The 23,156-nt window shown below is 40.0% G+C and carries 17 protein-coding genes; 2 read left to right on the top strand and 15 right to left on the bottom strand.

What is annotated here, in order from left to right:
- Positions 1-330: 330 nt before the first annotated feature.
- Positions 331-1,374 carry an LLM class flavin-dependent oxidoreductase gene (locus NSU19_RS06565; RefSeq protein ID WP_063386411.1) on the top strand — a complete coding sequence of 348 codons (1,044 nt, stop codon included), beginning with the start codon at positions 331-333 and terminating at the stop codon, positions 1,372-1,374.
- Positions 1,375-1,439: 65 nt separating this feature from the next.
- On the opposite strand, the gene NSU19_RS06560 is transcribed toward NSU19_RS06565, so the two are convergent.
- The 3 genes from NSU19_RS06560 to NSU19_RS06550 are packed head-to-tail and all read right to left on the bottom strand — an operon-like array spanning position 1,440 to position 2,426.
- Complete coding sequence (locus NSU19_RS06560; protein ID WP_066249966.1) at positions 1,440-1,820, bottom strand: VOC family protein; 381 nt, start codon at positions 1,818-1,820, stop codon at positions 1,440-1,442.
- Positions 1,813-2,274 (bottom strand): SRPBCC domain-containing protein, encoded by a 462-nt coding sequence (locus tag NSU19_RS06555; protein ID WP_066249963.1) that lies wholly within the window; start codon positions 2,272-2,274, stop codon positions 1,813-1,815. Before NSU19_RS06555 ends, NSU19_RS06560 begins: the two co-directional genes overlap by 8 nt.
- Positions 2,259-2,426, bottom strand: coding sequence for a hypothetical protein (locus NSU19_RS06550; protein WP_235600397.1), 168 nt, complete (start codon positions 2,424-2,426; stop codon positions 2,259-2,261). Before NSU19_RS06550 ends, NSU19_RS06555 begins: the two co-directional genes overlap by 16 nt.
- Positions 2,427-3,707: 1,281 nt before the next feature.
- Between NSU19_RS06550 and NSU19_RS06545 the strand changes: the two genes are divergently transcribed.
- The gene (locus NSU19_RS06545; RefSeq protein ID WP_066249957.1) at positions 3,708-4,571 is read left to right on the top strand and encodes an SDR family oxidoreductase; all 864 of its coding nucleotides are present in this window, start codon (positions 3,708-3,710) and stop codon (positions 4,569-4,571) included.
- A 485-nt stretch (positions 4,572-5,056) separates the two neighbouring features.
- On the opposite strand, the gene NSU19_RS06540 is transcribed toward NSU19_RS06545, so the two are convergent.
- From NSU19_RS06540 to NSU19_RS06485, 12 genes are all read right to left on the bottom strand, one after another.
- Positions 5,057-5,443, bottom strand: coding sequence for a retropepsin-like aspartic protease (locus NSU19_RS06540; RefSeq protein ID WP_339199367.1), 387 nt, complete (start codon positions 5,441-5,443; stop codon positions 5,057-5,059).
- Positions 5,433-5,687, bottom strand: coding sequence for a hypothetical protein (locus NSU19_RS06535; protein WP_327848799.1), 255 nt, complete (start codon positions 5,685-5,687; stop codon positions 5,433-5,435). The genes NSU19_RS06540 and NSU19_RS06535 overlap by 11 nt, the downstream gene beginning before the upstream one ends.
- A gap of 914 nt (positions 5,688-6,601) precedes the next feature.
- Positions 6,602-8,050, bottom strand: coding sequence for a restriction endonuclease subunit S (locus tag NSU19_RS06530; protein WP_339199364.1), 1,449 nt, complete (start codon positions 8,048-8,050; stop codon positions 6,602-6,604).
- Positions 8,047-9,528 carry an N-6 DNA methylase gene (locus NSU19_RS06525; RefSeq protein WP_339199361.1) on the bottom strand — a complete coding sequence of 494 codons (1,482 nt, stop codon included), beginning with the start codon at positions 9,526-9,528 and terminating at the stop codon, positions 8,047-8,049. The genes NSU19_RS06530 and NSU19_RS06525 overlap by 4 nt, the downstream gene beginning before the upstream one ends.
- Entirely contained in the window at positions 9,529-12,774 is a 3,246-nt protein-coding gene (hsdR, locus tag NSU19_RS06520; RefSeq protein WP_339199358.1) for a type I restriction-modification system endonuclease, read from the bottom strand. It lies immediately after the preceding gene.
- Positions 12,775-13,565: 791 nt separating this feature from the next.
- Positions 13,566-14,858, bottom strand: a complete 1,293-nt coding sequence (locus NSU19_RS06515) for a TIGR02679 family protein (RefSeq protein WP_339199356.1) — start codon at positions 14,856-14,858, stop codon at positions 13,566-13,568.
- 12 nt (positions 14,859-14,870) lie between these two features.
- On the bottom strand, positions 14,871-19,022 hold the full coding sequence (locus NSU19_RS06510; RefSeq protein WP_339199352.1) for a TIGR02680 family protein: 4,152 nt from the start codon (positions 19,020-19,022) through the stop codon (positions 14,871-14,873).
- Positions 19,012-20,142 (bottom strand): TIGR02678 family protein, encoded by a 1,131-nt coding sequence (locus tag NSU19_RS06505; protein ID WP_117017513.1) that lies wholly within the window; start codon positions 20,140-20,142, stop codon positions 19,012-19,014. Before NSU19_RS06505 ends, NSU19_RS06510 begins: the two co-directional genes overlap by 11 nt.
- Positions 20,143-20,189: 47 nt before the next feature.
- Complete coding sequence (locus NSU19_RS06500; RefSeq protein WP_339199350.1) at positions 20,190-21,686, bottom strand: TIGR02677 family protein; 1,497 nt, start codon at positions 21,684-21,686, stop codon at positions 20,190-20,192.
- Between the two features lie 18 nt (positions 21,687-21,704).
- Positions 21,705-21,968, bottom strand: a complete 264-nt coding sequence (locus NSU19_RS06495; RefSeq protein ID WP_339199347.1) for a hypothetical protein — start codon at positions 21,966-21,968, stop codon at positions 21,705-21,707.
- A gap of 283 nt (positions 21,969-22,251) precedes the next feature.
- Positions 22,252-22,443 (bottom strand): UPF0236 family protein, encoded by a 192-nt coding sequence (locus tag NSU19_RS06490; protein ID WP_240326831.1) that lies wholly within the window; start codon positions 22,441-22,443, stop codon positions 22,252-22,254.
- Positions 22,394-22,627, bottom strand: coding sequence for a UPF0236 family protein (locus tag NSU19_RS06485; RefSeq protein WP_240326833.1), 234 nt, complete (start codon positions 22,625-22,627; stop codon positions 22,394-22,396). The genes NSU19_RS06490 and NSU19_RS06485 overlap by 50 nt, the downstream gene beginning before the upstream one ends.
- Positions 22,628-23,156 lie beyond the last annotated feature (529 nt).

The following is a 23,156-nucleotide window of genomic DNA, read 5'->3' as shown; positions in this document are numbered from 1 at the left end:
CAGTCTGGAAGCGAACAACGGATATGAAAAGCACCGTGCGGTTTTCCCGTTCCGCTAATGAATCAAAAACGTTGGGGCAGCGACAAACACACCAGCATTCCCTCTCCATAAGCGAATTAGGGAAAAATCTTGGGGCATCTCGTCTTCCCTGTCAGCTAAATTTTTTTTACGATAAAATCGCCCGAAACGAACTTCCCATCCATAGCAAAACACCCTTGAGGAAAGGCGATTGCTGCCTTAAGCCCTTTTTATTGCCTGGCGTCGAATAAATAGGGTAAGATAAATCTAACATCGGTATGAACGAACAGTAATCAAAGGAGGGGCCAACGGATGGAAATCGGCATTTACACATTTGGAGAACGGACGGTTGATCCGGAAACCGGTCAATTGATCAGCCCGGGGGAACGGCTGCAAAACTTGATGGAGGAAATTGAACTAGCCGATCAAGTCGGACTGGATGTGTTCGGCATTGGTGAACATCATCGTCCCGACTACACCGTATCGGCTCCAGCGGTAGTGCTTGCCGCTGCCGGGACCCGCACCAAACGCATTCGGTTGACCAGTGCAGTAAACGTCTTAAGCTCTGACGATCCGGTGAGGGTGTTTCAACAATTTGCCACCTTGGACCTGCTCACTCAAGGCCGCGCTGAAATCATGGTCGGCCGCGGTTCGTTTATCGAATCCTTTCCCCTTTTTGGCTACGACCTGAAAGATTATGACGAGCTTTTTGAAGAAAAGCTTGATCTGCTGCTCAAACTGCGAGAATCCGAACGGGTCACATGGGCGGGAAAGCATCGTCCGTCGCTGGACAATCTAGGGATCTATCCGCGGCCCCTGCAAAATCCGCTTCCGGTTTGGATAGCCGTTGGAGGAACCCCGGAGTCGGCCGTCCGTGCAGGCATGCTCGGTCTTCCGATGGCACTGGGCATCATCGGTGGTCTGCCCGAACGGTTCGCGCCCTTTGCTCAATTACACCGGGAGGCAGCGCAAAAGGCGGGGCACGAAACGCCACACCTCAGTATCAATTCACATGGTTTTATCGCCGATTCGTCGCAGGAAGCAGCTGACATTGCATTTCCAGCGTTTAAAACGATGATGGATCGGCTGGGACGGGAACGCGGTTGGCCGCCATTGACCCGGGAGCAGTTCGAGTTCTCTCTTTCCTTACGGGGCGCCAATTTTGTCGGCAGCCCTGAGCAAGTGATCGAAAAAATCTTGTTCCAGCATGAAATTTTCGGCCACGATCGCTTCCTTCTGCAATTGACCGTCGGCACGCTGCCGCACAAAAAAGTGTTGCGTGCCATCGAACTGCTGGGTACTAAAGTGGCACCGGCCGTCAAGCGGGAAATTGCCCGCACAAATCGGAAACCGTAACCGATATCCGCTAAAAGAAGCTAGCAGCAAGAAAAGGTTTCGGCTGGGCAACAACGGGTGCTGAATCAATTTAATCGGTGGACCATTTCATACTTGTTTCCGCAAGGATCCTGAAAATAAACCGCATAATAAGTCGGGCTGATCGGGAACTGCCAGGGGCCGCTGTCGATGGTGCCCCCATATCGAACTACAAGCTCTGCAATCCGGTCCACCTCCTCCCGGTCATGCGCCCAAAACCCGATCAAATTCTCGTTTGGCTTATGATTGGGATCTTCCGTGATAGCGAAATAAGGAACGCTCGGAAGCTCTCCCTCCGCTGCAAACACTTTCCATTTTTCCGAATGGAAAGTGCGGGTAAAACCCAATGCAGGAAGAAGATTCTCATAAAACGTGCGCACTTTCTCCCATGAATTTACTCTTAAATCGATATGACTGTATCTATTCATTGCGCCCCTCCAAATAATTTTTAATTTGCTCCAGCTTGTCTGCCCAGAAGCGTCTCATCAATTCTCTTACATAGACATCATCCAGCATTTCCTGATGGATGGCGATCGTCGTTTTGCCCGAATCCGTGGGCAGCAAATACAATTGAAGCCGGGAAGGCTTTTCCCATTCCGGAAGTTTCCATTTCATGCGGAGCTTTCGAAATGGCAAAACTACCGTAAGTTTCCCGCAGATACCTTCCTTAGATTTAAATTCGTAACCCTTTTGCAGCCGAAACTCGGAGACGTCCCCGATCCATAAGAGCAAGCCATGCGGCGAAGTCAAATAGTCCCAAACCTTTTCCTTCTCCACCTTTATCGTTTTTCGGACGCCGATTTGAACGCCCGCATCTTTGGTGACACCAACAGGAATCCTGCCGAGCAGCTGTCCATACTTGACGGTCAGCCATTCCCCCATTCATCCGACACCTGAAATTGTTCGCATATGTGCTCCTTCATATGTTCGTGAGACCAAGAAGGATCCACAGCCTGTTTCAAGGTGGCAACCCATTCTTCCCAGGTAATTCCCGTCGCATCCTGAACAGCCTGTCGAAAAACGGCCCCTGGCATTTTCATTCCTCCCCTCTTTTCAGTGAAAAAAGAAACACGATAGGATCAAAATCTTTTTGACGGCATCCTGAGCGGCATGGATACTGCACGACAGGTTGTACTTCGCAACTATGCAAATAAGTCAGTTGGATGAGGCCGTTCATTTGTATTGGATGCAGCCAGCTTTTTCGTCATTATTTGAGGATAATCACTCTATTAAATGATCAAACCTTTTTCTTTCCATCAGACAAAATGAACGAACGGATGCTCTGCATTTCTGCCATCACCAACCTCAAGGGACAAAGAGTCCAAGTAGGAATCGTAGCCCCTTCAAACTTCACAAAATATACAGAATCAGGATTATCGAGATAGACTTATAACTCATGACAAAGAGAACCGATAGAAATCCTTGCCCCTGCAAACTTCGTAAAAACAAATCAGAATCATCGAAATAGACTTATAGCATACGACATTGAGAACCAATGGAAATCCTCACTCCAACTAACTTCGTAAAATAAACCGAATCAGGATTATCGAAATAGACATGTAACTCACCACAAAAAGGGCAAGTGGCAATCGGCTCCCCTGTAAACTTCGTAAAACCGGATCAGGTTTATCTAGAAGATCTATAACTTACGATTTTGAAAGACTTCCATCGATTTGTCGCTTTCAGCTATATTTTCAGTAAAGCTCCCCGTTTCAATACCTCCACCGATTTCAATATGGATCGGCAATCTGATGTTGAGCCCTCTCCTTCAAAAAATTTTATGAATTGCTCACCTACATTTTAACAGAAAATTCAGAATATTAAACCGTTGTTTTGGAGTATTTTTTCCTCAATTTAAGAACTTACCCCAGATCCCCTGTCCTTATGTGAATGTAACAAAAACTGTTTAAGAGGACAAAAAATCTCTATCATATATAAAAAAAACACGAAGCATCATAGGTTTATCTAGTTTAGGGAAAGAGAAAATAACTTTTTCATGAGTTGAACAACAGGGGCAAACTATTAAAAAGCTAAAAAGAGGAGTTGACTTGTAAGAATTTTGATTGCACGGCCTTATCTATGATAGGCGCGACAAAAATGATAGGAGGCGTTCACCTTGTTTAGCAGCACAGGCATAAGATTTGATTTACATTTCTGATGCAATTATAATGGTGGGCAAGAATGGCCGAAATACATAATAAACAGTCATTCCTCAATCCAGTCTTCAATTGCGGCCGCCTTCGTTTATTTTTGGCTTCGCCACCTAGATGATGTTATTTATTCAAAAAATCTTTAGAAAAAAAGGAGAAATGTTTATGTCAATTGCGGTTACTGGTGCTACTGGTCAACTCGGTGGGCTTGTGATTCAACATTTGCTCAAAAAAGTTCCCGCCAGTCAAATCATTGCCATCGTGCGTAATGTTGAAAAAGCCTCTACTCTTGCCGATCAAGGCGTGGAAGTTCGCCATGGCGACTATAATCAACCGGAATCTCTTCAAAAGGCTTTTGCAGGTGTCTCCAAGCTGCTCTTTATCTCAGGTCCGGATTCTGATAATACGCTTCGTATCGTTCAACATGCAAATGTCGTAAAAGCTGCCAGAGATGCGGGAGTCAAACATATTGCTTACACAGGGTATGCCTTTGCTGAGGAGTCATTAATTCCCCTTGCATACGTTCATTTAGCAACGGAATATGCCATCCGTACGACCAATACCCCGTATACTTTCCTGCGTAATGCCTTATATACGGACTTTTTTGTAAATGAGGGGCTGCGCGCATCCATAGAATCTGGAGCAATTGTTACGAATGCGGGAAGCGGGATCGTTAATTCAGTAACACGCAATGAACTTGCTTTGGCTGCCGCAACGGTGCTAACAGAGGAAGGGCATGAAAACAAAACGTATAACCTTGTTTCCAATCAACCGTGGACCTTTGATGAACTTGCCCAAATTCTCTCCGAGGTTTCCGGCAAAAAAGTCGTGCATCAGCCTGTCTCATTCGAAGAAGAGAAAAATTTCCTCGTAAACGCTGGTGTCCCTGAGCCGTTTGCTGAAATTACGGCAGCGATCTATGACGCGATTTCCAAAGGAGAAGCGTCCAAAACATCAGATGATCTGCAAAAACTGATCGGATCCTTGACCCCTCTGAAGGAAACCGTAAAACAAGCCCTGAAAAATTAAAAATTGACCAAATGACATAAAATGAAAAAACAGAACATCCAATGGCTGCAAACTCATGACCTGCTTTATCTTAGTTCGGTAGCAAAAAAACAAGAGATGTCAAGAGTGACATAGCTTAAACTTTTAGGAATCAAGCTCAATTAAAAACTCGGGACGGACATTCCGTTTCGAGTTTTTAATTGAACAGGATAAAGATGGTTGCAAGTATAATCATATTTGACTTAGTGTTAACAGAAGATGTTGTGATTAGGTATTTCAATATAATTCAGATTTCGAAGTCAGTGAATCTTTACTTCACCAATTGCTAAATGCGGAATGAAGAGGAAAAAGATCGGAATTTTAAACAGAATTTTCTGAATATAAATCAAAAAAAGAGTCGGATGATTTTATCAAAGGCTCTCTTTACTGATATCTACCGCACTTTGACATATTTCGGATGATGCACAGTGGCACGAATTCTTTTTTGAATCACAGACACCTATCCTTTATTTTGGACCGGAACGGTACATTTCTAATTTGTCTAGGTCTAGAACAAGTCCAGCGTCTAGCAATATATCTAATCCTAACAAACCGTTAATCCCTTCATAGTCCATCCCACTAAAATCAATCTCATACTTTCTCAGTTGAAAAGAACCTAATTTAATAGAGTCCAATTTCTTCGTAAATGCGTGCTCTTTTCCTCCGATTCCGTAATAAGTAACAATATGATCGCCCATCTCTACTCGTAAATTAATATCCTCTACTACATTTTGAGAAATCAGTGTTTTGACAGCACCAGTATCAATGACCATATTATCAATCAACTTAGACCTTCCTTGATAAACAATTTCTATCGATGTAAACAACAACCCATCACGATATTCAATCTGCATAACGAAAATTTCCCCTCAGACCAATCGTTCCACGAACTTTTAAGACAATCTCCTTGTGACTAGTGTGATAAACAAGCTGATCCCCTTTTGATTGCAGTAACTCACGAGTTGCATCCTCATCCGAAACCGTTTCAATGACAGCCACCTCTTCAATAATCTCCTGATCACCCTGTAAATGAGACTTCAATACCTGTAATTTCACAAATTGGTTCGGATACAGTGAACGCACTTCCTGCCATTCCATCTCCATCACCTCAACTTGTTCTTTTAATTGATTATATCACTACCCGAAAACTGAAAAAAGAATAGGCACCTCTGATGCAATATGCATCACTAGCGGAAAGATAAAAATTCATTTCGCCGAATGTTTTACATTTATGCATTTAACGATCGTACATACTACTTGTAGGATTCGATGTTGGTCAAAGAGTCGGAGTATATTGATAAAACCAGCGTTCTGCTGTTGTGTAAGCGAGTTATAACAAGCGAGCGACTTCTTGAATCGTTTTTCCGATACGTAACTGGGCGACCCACAATATTGAAACGATTCCGTTGCGATACTGTGAGACGGAAGCCCCGGATAGGAAACAGTAACTGTAAGGAAACAGGCTTGGCAGCGATGTCTTTCTATGGAAAGCTCAACCCAGTATAGCCATGAATCCATTGTTTTCGTTTCGATGACATGTTAGTTGTCCGTCCGAAGCAAGTCGGGCAGATCGGACAATGAGGAGGGGAAGTTCAAAAATCCAGCGTTCTCCCTATTTTCGTTCTCCTTGAATAAGAAAGCCTGTAAATTATATGCAAAAGAAGTTTGATTTATCAAGGTTTTTTAGCTGTTGAAAATTAACTCCGTTCATTAAATTTAACTTAAAAAAATAATTACGTTAGCAAATGTGTTAGCAAGAAAGTAAGTATGTGGTCTGTTGTAGTTAATATGCGTAGTACAAATAACAGAATGACGAAGACAATGTTGAATGAGTGTACTATCCCGCTTCACAACTTTGCGCAATGAAAAAAGAGGGGCTGTCCAGAAAGTCAAATCCCTATTGATAACAAAAAATCATAAACATCGATATATCAACGTTTCTAAAACATAAAAGGGGGGCCGTCAATAAGCCAAAAAACGACTTATTAGACAGCCCCTCCTACATAAATATTTTATTTAGATTTTAACACTTCCTTTAACAACTCAATCGCATGTTTGTCGGTTAGATCGTTCGTACCAAGCTCGCCGCGGAAGGCTTTGTTAAGGATAGATTGACGTAGTGAATCTATTTCTCCTTCTAATGCCTCTATTTTACTAATTTCGACTTCTTTAACATGTAAATGATCTAATAACTCAACAATTTTGTCTTGTTCTGCTTTTGGTGGCAATGGAAATAAATAATTCTCTAAAAATGATTTAGGTACACGTTGTTGTCCTACTGCTCCTGTCATTTCCTTTTTAGCTTCCATCCTAAATTTTTTAGATCGGAGTAAGTAATATATTAACTTAGTGTTAATATAAGGGTTTGTTCTAATCACGTGAAACTCAGTTGATCCAAATCCAAAACCATTTATTAAATTATGAGCAATGGCAGTTTTTCCATTTTCCATACATGGAGTTATTTTGGCAAAAAGAATGTCATTCTCAAGGAAAAATGTATAACCTTTCTTGACTTCAGCATACTTCCTAATCTCTGGATTTTCTATTTCACCTGTTTTATCATTTACAGAAGGCATAGGAATAAATGAGCAACTTTGAATATCTTCAATATCCTCTAATTTCTTCCTAGCTGGGTTAATATCGACAATATCACCTAATCTAACCCATCTCCAATTTTGAGGGATTGGAAAAGGTGGATTAATTTCGTATTCATCTCTTTTGTTCTTTTTTTTATAGACATTTTGAATTTCTTTAAAAATATCATCAGCACTTTTAATGATTGAGCTCTTAGACCGCCATTTTTTAGTTAACTCTCCTCGAAATGCCTTGTCTAAAATGCTTTCCCAGCGAAGTTCAAACGACCCTTTTACTTCTTCAATTAACCACTTCGCTTCATCAATTTTCGCAAAAAGCCGCTCAATCTTCTCAGCAATGCGTTTTTGTTCATTGTAAGGAGGTAATGGTAATTTAATGTTAGACAAATCATTTTTATTAAATCCTGCTTGGGCTGAACGAGAGATCATTTTCAAAGGTCCTTGAAAATGTTCTGTTTGTAATAACCAATATAAGTATTTTCTATAAATATGTTCTTTTGGATAAACTACTTTAGCTAATGCAACATTGTATGCACCGCTTAGTCCTGTTAAAATCCTGCCAATTGAAGCTCCATACCTTGCTATTAAGATGTCTTCTTCTTCAATTAATCTTAACTTACTTGTGTATGGAATATATGTCAAATAATCATCTGACGCAAAATCTCTGATCTGAACTAGTCTTATATAATCTTCTTTTGGTTCATTTATAAATTGACTTTTAGGAGGTTGTGTTCCGCCCTGAATATCTAATATTGAAGTGAAGTAAAAATATGCCCAATTCTCCGGCACTTTATAAGGCTGTTCTTCTTCCGGCACTAATGCTTCTTCTAGTAGTTCTTCTATCGATTTTTGTTTCTTTTTGCTCATTTTTCAAGCACCTCAGATGTTTCTGCGACTTTTAGCATTTCTTTAAAATCTGTTTGGTAGGTGTTAGGTTGTTCGACAGCTTTTAACTCGGCAATGACTTCGTTTAGTAACGAAATCGCTAGTTCTAATTTTTCCACCGCTTCTTCTGCAGATTCGATTGGGTCCGGCAGGTTTTCGTAGACGGACAAGGATTCATCAGCAATTAGACCAATATCCAAGCTGTCGCCTTTTTTCGCAATTTCTTCACGTGTGAACACATTCCAGCGCTCGTCTTTGACTTGGCTGCGATCTTCTGCCGTATAAGCCTTGATAAATCCTTCAAAATGTTCTTTCGTTAGCGGATTCCGTTTGCCGAAGGAAGGCATATTCGTGCGTAAATCGTACACCCATACTTCTTTTGTGTTGCCGACATCTGATGTCCCGCGGTTGAAGAATAAAACGTTCGTTTTCACTCCTTGGGCATAGAAAATGCCAGTTGGCAAGCGTAAAATTGTATGTAAATTACACTTATCCATTAAGTCGCGGCGAATGTCGGCTCCTACCCCGCCTTCAAACAAGACGTTATCTGGAAGGACAACCGCGGCGCGAGCTTTGCCGTTTGCCTTGAGAGCGCGGTAAATATGCTGCAAGAAATTCAACTGTTTGTTCGATGTTGTAAAGGTGAAGTCAGTTCGTGTTGCCCGCTCGCCTCCTTTTTTTGTTCCAAAAGGCGGATTCGTTAAAATCACATCAAAATTTTTCAAACTTTCACCTAGTGAAGAGAGGGTATCGCCTAACAAGATTTCCCCATGAATATCATGAAGCAACGCATTCATGACCGCTAGACGATGCGTGTCTCTGACAAGCTCTACTCCTGAGAATGCCTTGTATTTTTGAAATTCGATTTCTTCTTGAGATAAGTCAAAATAATCATCGGTTTGTTTACGAACATGGCGATCTGCCGCGATCATAAAGCCGAATGTTCCCGCAGCAGGGTCATGGCAGCGTTCTCCCGGCTCGGGATTGACAAGTTCGACAATAACATCAATAAGGACGCGAGGCGTAAAATATTGCCCCGCTCCCGATTTCACTTCGCTCGCGTTTTTTTCTAACAGCCCTTCGTATAAATCCCCTAATCCTTCTTGCTTCGCATTGTACCAATCTAAGTTATTAGTCGATTGAATAATTTTTTCTAGGTTCTTTGGTTCTCTAATATTAGATGTCGCATCTGTATAAATTTGTTTTAATAATTCATTTTCCTCTTTTCCTAAATCAAGCAACAGCTGTTGATAATGCTCTTTAAGTTCGATCCCGTCTTTTTCTACTAACGAATCCCAACGATATTTTTCAGGAATCATATATTCTTGACCGGTTTCTTTCATCATTTTTAAGAACAGCAAATACGTTAGCTCTGTCACATATTGGTGATACGTAATGCCGTCATCACGAAGAACGTTACATAAATTCCATAGTTTTTGGACGATTTCTCTGTTGTTCATCTACGCTTGCTCCTTCTTTTGGTGATAGTTATACAAATTATCATTAATTTCGCGAACAATTTGTGCTAATTGTCCATCGAAAATTTGATTTAATTGTTTAAAGCCTCCACGGCTCTTAAAAGGTTCATATTCAAAAGCCTTTTCAGGGTCCGGATGAAGAACAGATTCTTGCAGTAATTGCTTTTCAATACGTTCCAGCCATTTTTTTTGAACAGGCGGCCACGCTTTCATTTGGTAAATTTTCTTCATGGCGTGTTTAATTCGTTCTTCATGACTAATAAGCGGATCGCCTAAAGCCTGCTGGCGGATGAAGGCGATGATGTCCGCTGCGATGTCTTCATTTTTCGCCTCGCGCCAAGCTGCTTGTAATTTTTTCTCGGAAAAACCTTTCTGGTCCAATTCAAGCAATAATTTTTTTAACTCTTCTCTCGTTAATTCAGTTGGACGTTGACATACAATCATTAGCGCAGGGATTTTGTTCATATTGTTTCGGATAAACTCTCCAAATGATTGTAAATAATCATCCGGTTTTTCCGCATTTCCATATCCGCGTTTAACTCCAATAAGTTCATCTTCATGCGTAGAAATATATTGTTTATTTTCCCGATAGCGATTTTCATCCATATAACGGAACATCGATTTATACTCTTTTAACTGTCCAGTTAATTCAGCAGGATTCAAGTTTTTTACCCAATCTATAAATTCATCAACTGTTTTTCCACCAGATAATACTTTAAAGTCTTGGTGCTGCTTATCTGACCATTGGCGTTTTTTTCGTTGGATTTTGGCTATAATTTGTTCTTGTTGATGTTGAAGGTGTTCTTCTTTTTCTAAACCTTCTAATTCTTCTACTAATTGAGTCAGTGAAATATTTGGTCGAGTGACAACAGGCTTCATGCTTGTATATGGTTTTAAAGACTCATAGATTCCAACCGCATCGAAAATATTAAAGTGATCTTTTCGGATTTCTTCACATCTTCTCGTTGCTCGGCCTAGCATTTGCTCATAAAGAATCCGAGAGCGAACGCGGCGCAAGAAGACGAGATTTGTAATTGCTGGAACATCGACACCTGTCGTTAGCAAATCCACCGTCACAACAATAGTTGGATATTTTTCATTTTTAAAGCGTCGAATCGCACCTGATGGATCTTTAATGGAGCCTGTAATTTTCATAATCGCATTGTCTTCGACTTCACCGTATACTTTTTCAAATTCTTCTTTTAAAAGACGTACGACTAAGTCTGCGTGATCATCTGTCGCTGCAAATATCAATGTTTTGCCTTCATCGTCAGGAGAAATATAATTCGTCAACTCTCGTATAATAACACGATTAAAGCTTTCTGTGATAACTTTTGTATTAAAATGTGCAACCTCAATATTCACTTCATCTTCAAGGTATTCTTGTGAAATTGTGCCGGAAACCGTATCATATACGTCGACCTTTTCACCTTTGGCCCAAGTGATTCCTTCCTTTTTTAATACCGTTTCAAATTGATATGGTGGTTCATGGTCGACTAAATATCCATCGACGACTGCTTCTCGATAAGAATAAGTGAAAACCGGCGGTCCAAAAATTTCTGTAGTATGCAGCGCAGGAGTTGCTGTTAAACCGATGCGAACGGCATCAAAGTAATCAAGTACTTTTCGATATTTGCTTACATAATCATTGTGATCTCTTATTTCAATTTCTATGTCATTCATCTCTTTATCTAGTGTATAGCCTCGATGGGCTTCATCGACAATAATGCAATCATATTGATCAATCGATGGAATGTCTTCTGTTTTCTCGTTGTAGAAAATGCGTTTTAACATTCCTTGTACGGTAGCGATATGTACTTTTGTTTCATCATCTGGTTTTTGATCGTATAACGATTGTAAGCTATAAATTTCAGTGAACGTATGGAAATTTTCCAGCTTACTTTCTTTAAAAGCGCTTTCCGCTTGTTCTCCAAGAGCTTTTCGGTCGACAAGGAATAATATACGATTAAAACGCTTTGCTTTGATCAATCGATAAATGAGACCAATCGCCATTCTTGTTTTCCCTGTTCCGGTTGCCATGGCGATTAAAATGTTGCGTTTTTTCTCTTCCAATGCTTTTTCGACCGCTTGAATAGCTTTGACTTGATAGTCTCGTAATTTAAGATAATCAAATTTTTCATCACGCAAAAATTGTTCCGAACGTTCCGTATCTTTTTCTAATAGATTTTTCAGTCCTTGAGGAGTGTACCATCCTTGAAGTGGTCGCGGGTGATTCGTTGATTTCCGCGCATCTAAAAACCAAATGCCTGACTTTTGTTCTAGCTGTTTTAAAAAGGGGCGGCCATTGGTTGCGAACAAAAATGGAACATAGTAATCTCCCCATGGTTCATGGATCACTTCATGACCATGCCGAACAATAAGTTTTGCATATTCTTTTGCTTGCTCAATGTCAGATGGGATATCTTTACTAGCACGTTTCGCTTCAATGATCCCTACTAGCTCGGGGCCAATAAATAAAGCATAATCAGCGTAACCATGTTTTAAAGGCCACTCCGCAATCGCCATGTTTTTTCCTTTTTCCGGACGAACTCCTTTTGAGAAACGCAGCTTTTCTGAATCAGCCTCCCAGCCAGCATCACGCAATTGCTGATCAATAAGAATACGGGTTTCTGCTTCCGTCAATTCAAAGTTGGCAACGGCGCGTTGTGAGTACTCACGTCGTTTTTGTTTCTCTTCATTGCTAATATATAGCTGTTCCTTTCGGATCTTCTCAAGCTCTGTTTCCAAATGAGCAAGCTTTTCTTCGTATGACTTAACTACATGGTTCAATTCATCTTCTGATATAGATGTTTGCGGTGTCGGTTCGATATATTCTGGAGCTTGAAATGACCAATCGCCATACACTTCCATAAACCAAACCGCAATTCGAAACGCCATATGCAATAAAGCTTTTGCCTCATTTACTTCACCATAGCTCGGATTATGTACCGCTTGATTCCCTTTCAAACGAATGACCGTAAATAAGTCATATATTTCCTTCGGCAGAATTTGCTCATAAAAAAGAATTCTCAGACGCTCCTGTTGATCAGTTCTGCGTTCTTCCTTTATTTCTTCTAACGCTAAAATATATTTTGTTATAGTTTCAGCAAATTTTCTAAGCTCACTTATCGCCACATTTGGATTTTGATAGACATTTCGTTCTGCCGTTTCCCCAACACGGGCGAGAACTTCCCATTTTTCTTCTAAAAAGCGAAAATTGTGCGACATATACACACCTCACCCATAAGAACATGTATATAGTGCTATTTTATCATAAATTTTACAATATATATCATTCCAGTCATACATCTATTTAATAGAGTTAAGTCTGTATAATTGTGTAAAAATGAATGGGTCTAAAAATACTAGCCAATTTCAAATCCGATCCTTTCAGATGCTTGAGCTTGTAAAATCTGGTTTATTTTAACCGCAAATTTTTTGAATTTCCTTGAAGGAGTTGATGCAAAATTTCTAAATCTAGGTTAATCTTATTTTGGTACATTCAAATCTTTTCTCCATTAGAGTTTGGCGGTCCAACTTAATGGCAACTGAGTGTTTTTATTTCCTTTGGTACATTTGCTTTTGCTGGCATTGGTATTGAATTGTAACTTATTAAACATATATGATAACTTCTTACAATCATCGCATTTATAGAAACCATCCAAAATTTCTTTCAATTAATAAACCCCTCTAGCTTTATATGAGTATAGGAAGAGCTTCCACGGCAAAATTAGAGCAGCTGCAAAATAATTCGCTTTTCTTTCCATTTCAACATAGGAATTATGGACCACTTGCACCAAAATGAGCAAGCTCATCATATAGAAAAAGAAATAGACATTCGAGTTAATTTAAAACCAACAAAAAGCTTAAAACCTCAAATAATGAAATATGTTAATATAAACTCGAAAAGTAAGTACGTCTATCCAAACGAGTATTTTCTTTACTATGTAACCACCTGTCCCCATTCGCACATTGTTAGCAAATCGAATGGGAACAGACTCGCAAATCATGTTTCCAGCCTAATCCCACATGTGGCGACAAATACCTTCATAAAGCTTCTTCAGGATTTCTTCTTGATAGCCAGCTTTTTTTATTTTCCGCATTTTCTCTTTGATCGGCTGCAATTCTTCGATCGTAACAGTTTCTAGTTTCGCTACTCGGTCATCCGACAGCAAAACCTCTGGAGATGACGCTAAGTAATCTTCTAATTGGAAATGCCATAAATGAATATGCTCCTGATTCCGCTCCTTTAATCGCTGTGCCATTTTTAGTCCTTCAGGATCAAAATCTCCAGAATAATATATTTGACAACCTTCTTGGATGATTAAGTCTATTAACATCAGTGACGCTAGTTTAAATTGCCCATTTGTGCAAATCAGCGGCGGGAAAGCGTCAGGAAATAAATCCAACAAAGCGGAAAATACGCCTGAGTTCTCAACGACAAATACGGTCTGCCCCTTAGCAGGATATGCACGTTTTAACTTCAATATTTCCCGCAATGGCACATTGAGTACTGTATTCGTTTTTACAGCAGAAGCAAACACAGAATGAATTCCCTGTTCCGTTTCTGTCAAAATTCCCGCACATGTCACAAAGTTTAAAATATCTTCCCGTAAAATGCCAAATGATTGCAGGAGCTCATTGACTTCCTCGACTGATGATAAGTCATAGTCTTGATCAGAGTAAAATTGAAGTACATGAAGAAATACTTTTCCTTGAAACGTATGCAAGTCAAATGCGTGCGGATCTTTTAGCACTTTTTGTGAAAAAATTGAAAGACGTTCATAATCACCTTTTTTCGGCAAATACTGAAGCGCAGTGCACACATTCTTTAAAACAGTCTCCAAATGTTCCCGATCTTGCGAATAGGCGATATGAATAAAGCGGTTTTGGGGAGCTGATTCAGCTATAAAAGACAGAAGCCTTGCTTGTTCGGGATATTGATGAATAAGGTTTTGAAAAAATTCTTCTTTTTTCTTCCGATCTGTTTCCCTCTTCTCTTGATTGGTTGTAATGTCTTCACCAAAATAATTCTCAAGTAACGTAACGAGCGGTATACCGGCAAAGCGCGTTTTCTCTAATTGTTCGGCAAACATTTTTAATGAAACCGAAGGAGTAGATTCTTGATGAAAATCCTTCCCAAAAAACGCCCCGAGCGCTTCTTTTTCTTCAAAGGAAAAACCGTCTAATTTGACCGTTCCGCCGATTCTCCCGAGTGATTGATATTTCTTTTTCATCAGCAAAAAAAGGCGGTGAAAGCCAGGTTCACCGCGAAAAAACTCAACAGCATCCGCTACTTTTTGTTCCAACATGAACCATCCTTCCTATATGGATGATGTAAAAGTAAATTCTTCATCCAGATTTGACGCAAGTCGTTTCACTTTTCCATCCCAATGATAACGAATAACCGTAACGTACGGTGCATTTTTCGGGCGAACTAGCTCGCAAATAGAAAGCGATGGTACCGTGTCGTAGTCTCCCCAAAGCGCCTGAGAGTTCATGATATAGTTAAAACCAAGCTCTTCGACTAAAGCAAACATATCACGAATGTTATTTTCATCAACACCGGCAAACGCTTCATCTAACGAAATAATATATGGAGCATCCTCTGCAGCCTCTTGATAACGTGAATATGCCGCAGCAAAAAGTGGAATATACATCGCCATCGCCTTTTCTCCGCCGCTAAATTTATAAAACTTTTGGTTCGTTAATTCCCGCTTTGGTTCATTTGTTTTTTGGTAATAAAGCGTAAACGAGAACCACTTTCGGTAATCGAGCACTTCTTTAATGACTTGGTGAAGCGTATTGCCTTGCCCACGTTCTTCAAGCATTTCTCTCGCTCGGTTGATTTTTGAGCGGAAATGCATCGTAACCCGCTGCAAATCTTCTTCCTTTAGCAGCCGCGAATTCATTCGCAACAATTCGACTAAATCTTTCGTGTCCATTTCTTCTTCGGTTTCCGCGGTCTTCGGCTTCCATTGAATTGAAAATGTCAGACCTGAAGAAGTATCACGTTTTTCCATTAATGCGTTCATATCTTTTACCCAGCGTTCGGCACGCTGTATGCGGCTTCGCAATATTCGCCCGATCGTTTTCAAAATAATATCTTCATACAATTCGCGGTCCTGTTCGTTAATATATTCTTTTTGCAGCAATATATCTTTTTCAATCTCTTTTAATACATAATATGGTGTAACGCGTTGTCCTTTGTAGTCTAGTAAAATGATGATGCGTCCTGCTTTTTCCTTCCAATCGTTCGCTTTTAGCTCCGATTCCTCATCTAATGAAAGCTCGACGAACGGATTTTGTTTGTTCCAATCGGCAGGTTCCTGTGCCGGACGATATTCGATTAAATTCGGTTGTTCTTGGAAAAATATTCGGTTTAATCGTTCGGTGACAGAAAGTCGTGTATTCTCTTTTAATACAGAACCATATTTCTTGGAAATGTCTATTGCTTTGTCCAAAAGTGAGCCTGTTTCATTTTCGTCAACAAACACTAGCCCTCGTTCCAATTCTTTGGCAAATAGCTCTTCCCATGCTTGGACAAGAACCTTTGCAAATTCCAGTTTTCTCTCTAAACTGCTTAATTTGTTTTCCATGTTTGAAAGTTGATTCCCGATGTCTGCTTGCTTCTTAATTTTCTCAGGAATTTCCGTTTTTAAAAACGTTAATCGTTCTCGAATCTGTTGAATCTCTTGGCGAATATGTTCCGCTCCCATTTTCGTTAACATCGATTCGATATGCTCAAGTTCAAGTGATACCCGCTGTTGTTGATCGAGAAGAACATTGATTTCGCCTTTCGCTTCGTCTATTTCGTTTTGTAATGCTTCAAGCTGATCATTTAGATTTTTGATCATTTCATCGGTGTGCACAATGTTTCCATGAGTAATTTGTACGTCATTTAACTCTTTTAAATATGATTTCATATAAGACAAAGCATCTTCGTACCCTTTTTTTGAAAACTTAAGGTCCAGTCCTTCTGTCTTGTTGCGCAAAGTATTTTTCACTTGCTGCCATTCTCGAGCGATTTGTCCGAGTTTTTCATTTTTCCTTACTGTTTCTTGTTCTTTGCTTGCTGCCAGGAGTTTCGTTTGCTCCCACTGGTCATAGGCATATTTGACATTTTTGTCAGTTGGAAACAATTGAAACCCTTCCGTAATGTGGCGGATTCGTTCATCAATGGCTACCAGCTGCTCTCGTTTTTCTCTGAGTTGAGTGTTTAAAAGCTGTAATTCTTCCTCAAATTGCTGAATTTTCTCAAGACGCAGCCGTTTCCGTGCGGCTCTTCCAATATACTTTGCCTTTTCCCTTTCAGGGGCATGTCCTTTTAAAAGTCCTAGTGAATATTGTCCGGATTCGTTTATGACAAAATAATCCTTTTCTTGCGGTTCGTCCGATACGATAATACTGCGCAATACCGCTTCGATTCGTTCCTTAGAAACACCTGAGTCATTCTCTACATCAGGTTTTAAATAATCCTCTAGCGTGTGTGCCATCATTGCCGGGTTTGGCATGATTACTCGATCATATTGGATATCTAAATCCGCTTCAACAATTAAAGCGTCGAGCAATCCAGCATGATTTAATGTAGATTCGATCCGTTCCCGCAACTCTTCAGAAACGTGCTCCTGAAATTCCACAGCTGCATAAAACGGAACGTAAGGTATTCCTTTCTCTTTTAACAAAACCCTTGTTTGCACCGTTTGCATGTCTCGTTCTGGTTCAGGATCTTTTTGTTCCTTCCAATAGCGTAATTTTTCTTCCGTTTCACGAATTTCATTTTCTATCAATTTCATTTCATGTTGTTTTTTAATTTTTTCCGCTTTCCACGATTCTAAAGATTGATAATATTGATTCGTAAACGGTTGTTTCACCTCTTCGAAATGATAGCGCTCATATAGCTCATTCAACCTTTGTAAAAATACTTGAAATGCTTCGTCATCCACCTTTATATCCGGATACATTTTGCTCCATTCAAACACGCTTTCCTGCAAACGGGATTTTTCGTCTTCAACCAGTTCATACCATTTTTTCTCTTCATTTTTTAGTTGGTCTAATTCCCTATTTAATTCGCCGAGCTCTTTATACGTTTCTTCATAACGTAATTGAATTTCATCATGTTCTTTCCAAAGTCCGTTAATTTGCTCCAGTCGATCAAAATGTGCATTAGCTTCCCGCTTCCATACGGTAAAATCAAATTCATATTCTCGGTTCCGCTGAAAATCTTCTTCGTTGATTGTATGCTCGGAAAAAGAGCTTTCTAACGCATCGTTCCGCATCATTTCTAACTGTTCTGTTAGCTTTTTCAATAACTGTTCGAAACGTTCTTCATACATGTTTAAGTTTTGTTCAATTTTCCGTTCTTGCTCTCGTTTTTCATCTATAAATCTTTCTTTCTTTTTGAGCTCTTTGTTTACATTCTGCAGTTTTTCCGCTGTTTCATTACGCTTTTCTTCTGCCTGAAACACTTCATGATTGGATAAATCAAGTTCCCGTTTACGCAGCACTTCTTGTTCAATCGATAATTGTTGAGTCTCTTCTTTCAATGTCGCAAGTGTTTCCTCATATTCACGATGTTGTGCGACAAACTGTTTCTTTTCTTCAGCTAACTTTTTAAAGCTTTTTTCCGATTTTACATATTCATTCGCTTTCTCAGCCAACATATACTCATTGTAAGTCGAATAATGCTGGCAAAGATGCTTTAGAGCCTTCTCGTCTTTTTCAAGCTGTTCTAATTGTTGTTTTGCTTGATCCATATTTTCTATCGTTTCTGACAAGTGTCGCAGCTCTTCATCTGTAAGTGCTGGCAGCGAGCTTTCTAATATTTCGTAGATCACAGTTGGCTTAAAATCTTTTGAAAGCTTCGGACTGCGTAATTGAATGAGTAATTCAATCAATTCGTGGAACGCATCAAGCGACTCAAATCGAAAAATATGTTTATTCACTAACTCCATATATTCACGTTGCGAATCAACAACCGTACCGCCTTCACCAATAACAGTGATCAACTCCCGTTTCGTTAAAGGAATTTTTTGCGTCTTCCCGTCTGTCTTTTCTTCTTTATATAAACGCAAGTCTTTGCCGATGCGCCGATTGTCAAAAACGACAAATCCCCAAAAATCCATATTTTTCTGCCGTTTTGCCCGTAAGCCGATACCCGTTGTGATATATTGTTCAGAGTTTTTTCGCTTATATTCTAAAAATAAATAGCCTGTTCGTTCGTCCCTGTCGACGAGTTCTTTTTCCCCAAGCAAGTAATCTTCCATTCTTCTAGCTCGGGAACCGAACGGATCGAGGCGATCAGGACTCTTTTTTCCATCAAGCAGAACCGGAAGAAAACTTTGCATCGTCACCGATTTGCCGGAGCCGTTGCTTCCACGCAATAGAAGTTTTCCGTCTGCGAAATGAAAAAATTCTTCATCATAATACCAAAAATTTAACACTCCCGCTCGATATAACTCCCATTTACTCGTCATCTTCATTCGTTCCTTTCATTAGAAAATCATCAGGATATGTTCCGACTAATCGACCTAAAAGGGGGTAGAGAATAATCATCCCAGTCTCCGCTTCACGTTCTGCCATTTTCCACTCCTTTAATGCACTCAATACTTCATCAGAAAGCTGAGAGATTGTCATGTCGCGGTATGTTTTACTCCATCCTTCGGAAAATTCGTCACGGCATTTTTTTAACAGACCTAAAAAATCATTTGGTGTTAAGCGGATTTGTCCATATTCATCAGGCATGTGAACATCAAGATGCTGGCGAATAATTTTGGAAAAATGAAGAATAATCTCCGAAGTACCTTTTTGATCTGGAAACAGCGTATAGCGGCTTTGACGTTCCGGTAAAGTTAAAAGTGCCGCATTTTTAAAAAGTTCATAGTGATAATCAGTATGTTTTTCAATATCTTCCCGCAAGCGATGGCGAAAGTTTCTTAAATAATAAAAGTCAGGATCGTCTTTTTGTCTTCGATAAATGGCTGGCGATAAAAATAGTTGCCGATATATCCGATGGCGGCGATAGTCTTGCGGGGACGCTTTCCATTCTTCTTCTAAAATCTCCTCTATCGTTTCATATTGAAACAAGTCTTTCGGATATGATCTCATAAAATAGCGGGATACAACGGGAACTTCATAGAGTGCTTCATGGTCTTCTTTATTTGCAAACCCTTCAAGATCCCCATCGACGCGTTTTACGATACCAATTTGCTCCGACGTCCTCAGCACCCGAATGAGCGACTTCCGATGTTGATAATTCGTCCAATCGATTGGCAGTTCCCCGGGATACATCGCTTGAATCTCTTCACATAAATCGGACAGAAGAAATTTCTCATCGACGGCTTTGCTCTCTAAATATGCTAATAAGCAGCAAAACAGGGCATAATCTAATATATCTTGAAAATCTTGAATACCCATCCACGATTCTGGCTCAGCCGGGATTTTCTCGAGCTTTGCAAAATAGCGGTGAATGATTAGCCGATATCCAAACTTTTCTTGCAAGTAACGTTTCAATACTTTTTCACGTTCTCTAATCTTTTGATAAAGCTCTGGTTCCTCTTCCCGGACAATCCAGAAGTTTTCAAACAGGGCTGTCATGGCTTCTTTCGCTTTTTCATCAAACCCTTGCTCCGTCTTTTCCAATGTTACATCTCTCCCTTTTCGAGGACATAAAGTTCATAATTCGGCATCGTAAGTGTTCCGTCAGCAGCTTTCAATTGAATCGAGGAAGAATCCTTTTGCAAGATTTTCACTTTCCATCCGTTTTCCGTTTTTACGACTCCGTCTTGTTTTGTCATTGATTTTGCTATCCAGCTTAACAATGTTTTTCGAATGTGCGGTTCGATCACCGGCAACTCTCGTAATACGATTTTATTGTCTTGAATGAGGTTCTCTAACTCTTCTTTCTCACGTTTTTTCTCCAGCAAAAATTTCTCCTTCATCTCCTGTTTCTCTTTTTCATGTGTTTCGATCGCTTCCGGCTTTTTCTTTTCACGGTAATGGCGAACGCGAGGCTTTACCGTCCATTCTGTCGGCTCTTCTTCCCAAATATCGCGATAAAAGTTTTCTGTTGCATCGTTCTCTGTTATGAGATGCTTTGTATGGAAACAGCCGAAAACAACAGAGGATAGTCGGTGGGCATCTACTAAACTCGGAAGCTCGGAAAACCACTTTGCTAAATGGAGAAAATCTTTCTTGCGGCTGCGGAAATTGTGATGACGTTCCCCCAGCCTTTGCACGACCCGGGTCATGCGGCGAATGGCTTCATTCGTTTGGTGCTGAAGAAAATACAATTCACTTTCACGTCCTTCTCTGCCTAAAAACCATTCTTTTAGACCTTTCCATTTTTCGAATAAATCTTCTTCAAGTTGTTCTTTCGTCACTTCCATTTCTTCTAATCGAGGAATCGTCATTTGATAATCAGCAACAATTGCGACTAGTTTGTGAACATCATCTTCTGCGATATCTTCCAACAACTTTTCAATTTTTAACGATGTTTTCTGTAAGGCAACGATGAAATCGCGTAAATATGTCGTAAATTTTTCTTTATATACAAGAAAGGCTTCCGACATCATTCGTTCTTCCGTGTTCTCACTGTTAAGGTAAGCGATGTAATCCGCAGAATTTTGAATGATTTTTTTGAAATAATCGAATGTTTCTTCCCAAATTTGATTAATCTCTTCTCGTTTTTCTTGAAAATCGTTTTGTATAATATTTTCTATTCGAACGAGTGAAGAGTATAAACGGTCAAAACGCGTTTTTTCTAAAGATCCTCCGAATGAATCCCCTAGCTTCTCTAACGTGCGGATCATCCTCTCAATTTCAACCGTGTAAGGACTGCATTGATAACGAAACCGTTTCTTTTTAAATTCTTCGATTGTGCGAATATTCACCGTCTCTTGCCGAGCAATTAAGTTTTTCCATTTGACAAGCTGATCTAAATCCTGCTGGAGATCGTCTTCCGTATAGTTCTGAAACTCCTCATGCTCTTTTAAAAATGCAAATACTTCTTCAGGAAACAAATATTGCCGCATTCGTTCATGCTGCATATAAAAATATCGTAAAATCGCCCGATAGCGATAAGCATTGTCCGTTGCCAAATACTTTGCCTCAGAAATCGGCTTCAGCCATGAAGAATCCATTATGCATCACCTTATGAATTATGTTTTTATTTCTATTGTAATAGATTTGCAGAGAGATTGAGACAAGATTTTGATGGGGATTTTTTTGCTGTTTTGATTTTTTGGGTATATTTCGTTTTTACGATCTGTTTTGTAAGCGTTCGCCAACCATCTCATCCTGTTTGTATGTGCCTCTTTTGTTTTTTTAAATCCTTTCAACACTTTTAATGCTTGTAAATCGGTGTTCCTGCCGTTTTCCGAAATACTCCCGGCAAGCGATGATCCACGCGGTTCTATCTCCATTCAGAAAACCAGTCCATCATCGGGTCATAGCTGTATTCTTCCATCATAAACCTTTCAAGCCCTTCCTACACCGGCTCATTTCGTCTGATGCACATAGTGACGTTTGTTTACCAAGGGCACCCGTTTTCCGTTTCGTTCTCAGCCTTGAAGAACCAACAAGATCTTTTCTTATTCCCTTTTCGGCGGCTTTGTTGCCGTTTCACGTGCAGTCCGTCTGCCTCCGCAAACAACACACGGCGCCTCATCTTCACCCGACGATGCATCTCCACCGTCGCCTGTAGAACTACTGGCGAATCGTTTCATGGTTCATTACCGCATACCCTGCCATCTTTTCAAACGCCTCTGCAGCTTGGAGGTGGAAAGGATCGGTGACGACTAATTCCATGAGGGTTTCCTCCAACAATAGACTGATCTCCTTTGTTCCATCAAAGCATAGAAAATGATCCAATAAACAGGTGTATGCTTGTTTTCTCACGATCCAAATAATAATTGCGTCTGACCTCCACCTCCCCAAATAATGTTTGGATTCGTACCGTTCGTTTATCTTTCAAGTAATAACGATTTTTATCCCGATGTTTTGCTAGTTCTTGATCGATGTACTCCAACACCTGTTGAAGCAGTTCCCCGAAGGTTTCTTGAATCATCGAAAATAATTCCATTTCGATCTCTTTTAATGTTTGCCCACCTGTGATAAACTCTTACATAGTACACTCTTTTCTCCTTGTGTTTGGTTTGTGCACTTATCACAATACAGGAAGAGAGTCCTTTTTGCATTTATTTTGCCTTTCCCCCTACCATTTAAGAGAAACTCTTGCTTCTAACGGAAAGGATCTTATCTTTCTCCAACAAACATTTTACTCATACAGAGCGAAGATGCATATGAATGCTAATTTAATAAATGTACAATTTTGATTCTCGCATGAATACTGAACTTGAGGGAAAAGAGGATGCATGCGAAATGAACAATCACAAAAGAGATGAAGAGACCAAAACACTTTTTCTTCTTTTGCTCTTCCTCTTTGGCCACAGTGATCATTTTGCGTGTCTCCATGGATTCCTTTAGAAACCGCGTGAGAAGTTCATCCCTTTCCTTTATGTATTTCTGTTGTTGATCTAACCTCATCATGAGTACTTTAGCAGATCGTTTTGTTTGGCACCATCACTTTTAACGTTTGTATATTATCGTTA

Source organism: Aeribacillus sp. FSL k6-2211, from assembly GCF_037966125.1.
Lineage (GTDB): Bacteria > Bacillota > Bacilli > Bacillales > Aeribacillaceae > Aeribacillus > Aeribacillus composti.
The sequence above is the reverse complement of the archived record's forward strand: the minus strand, read 5'-3'. Positions and strand labels throughout refer to the sequence as shown.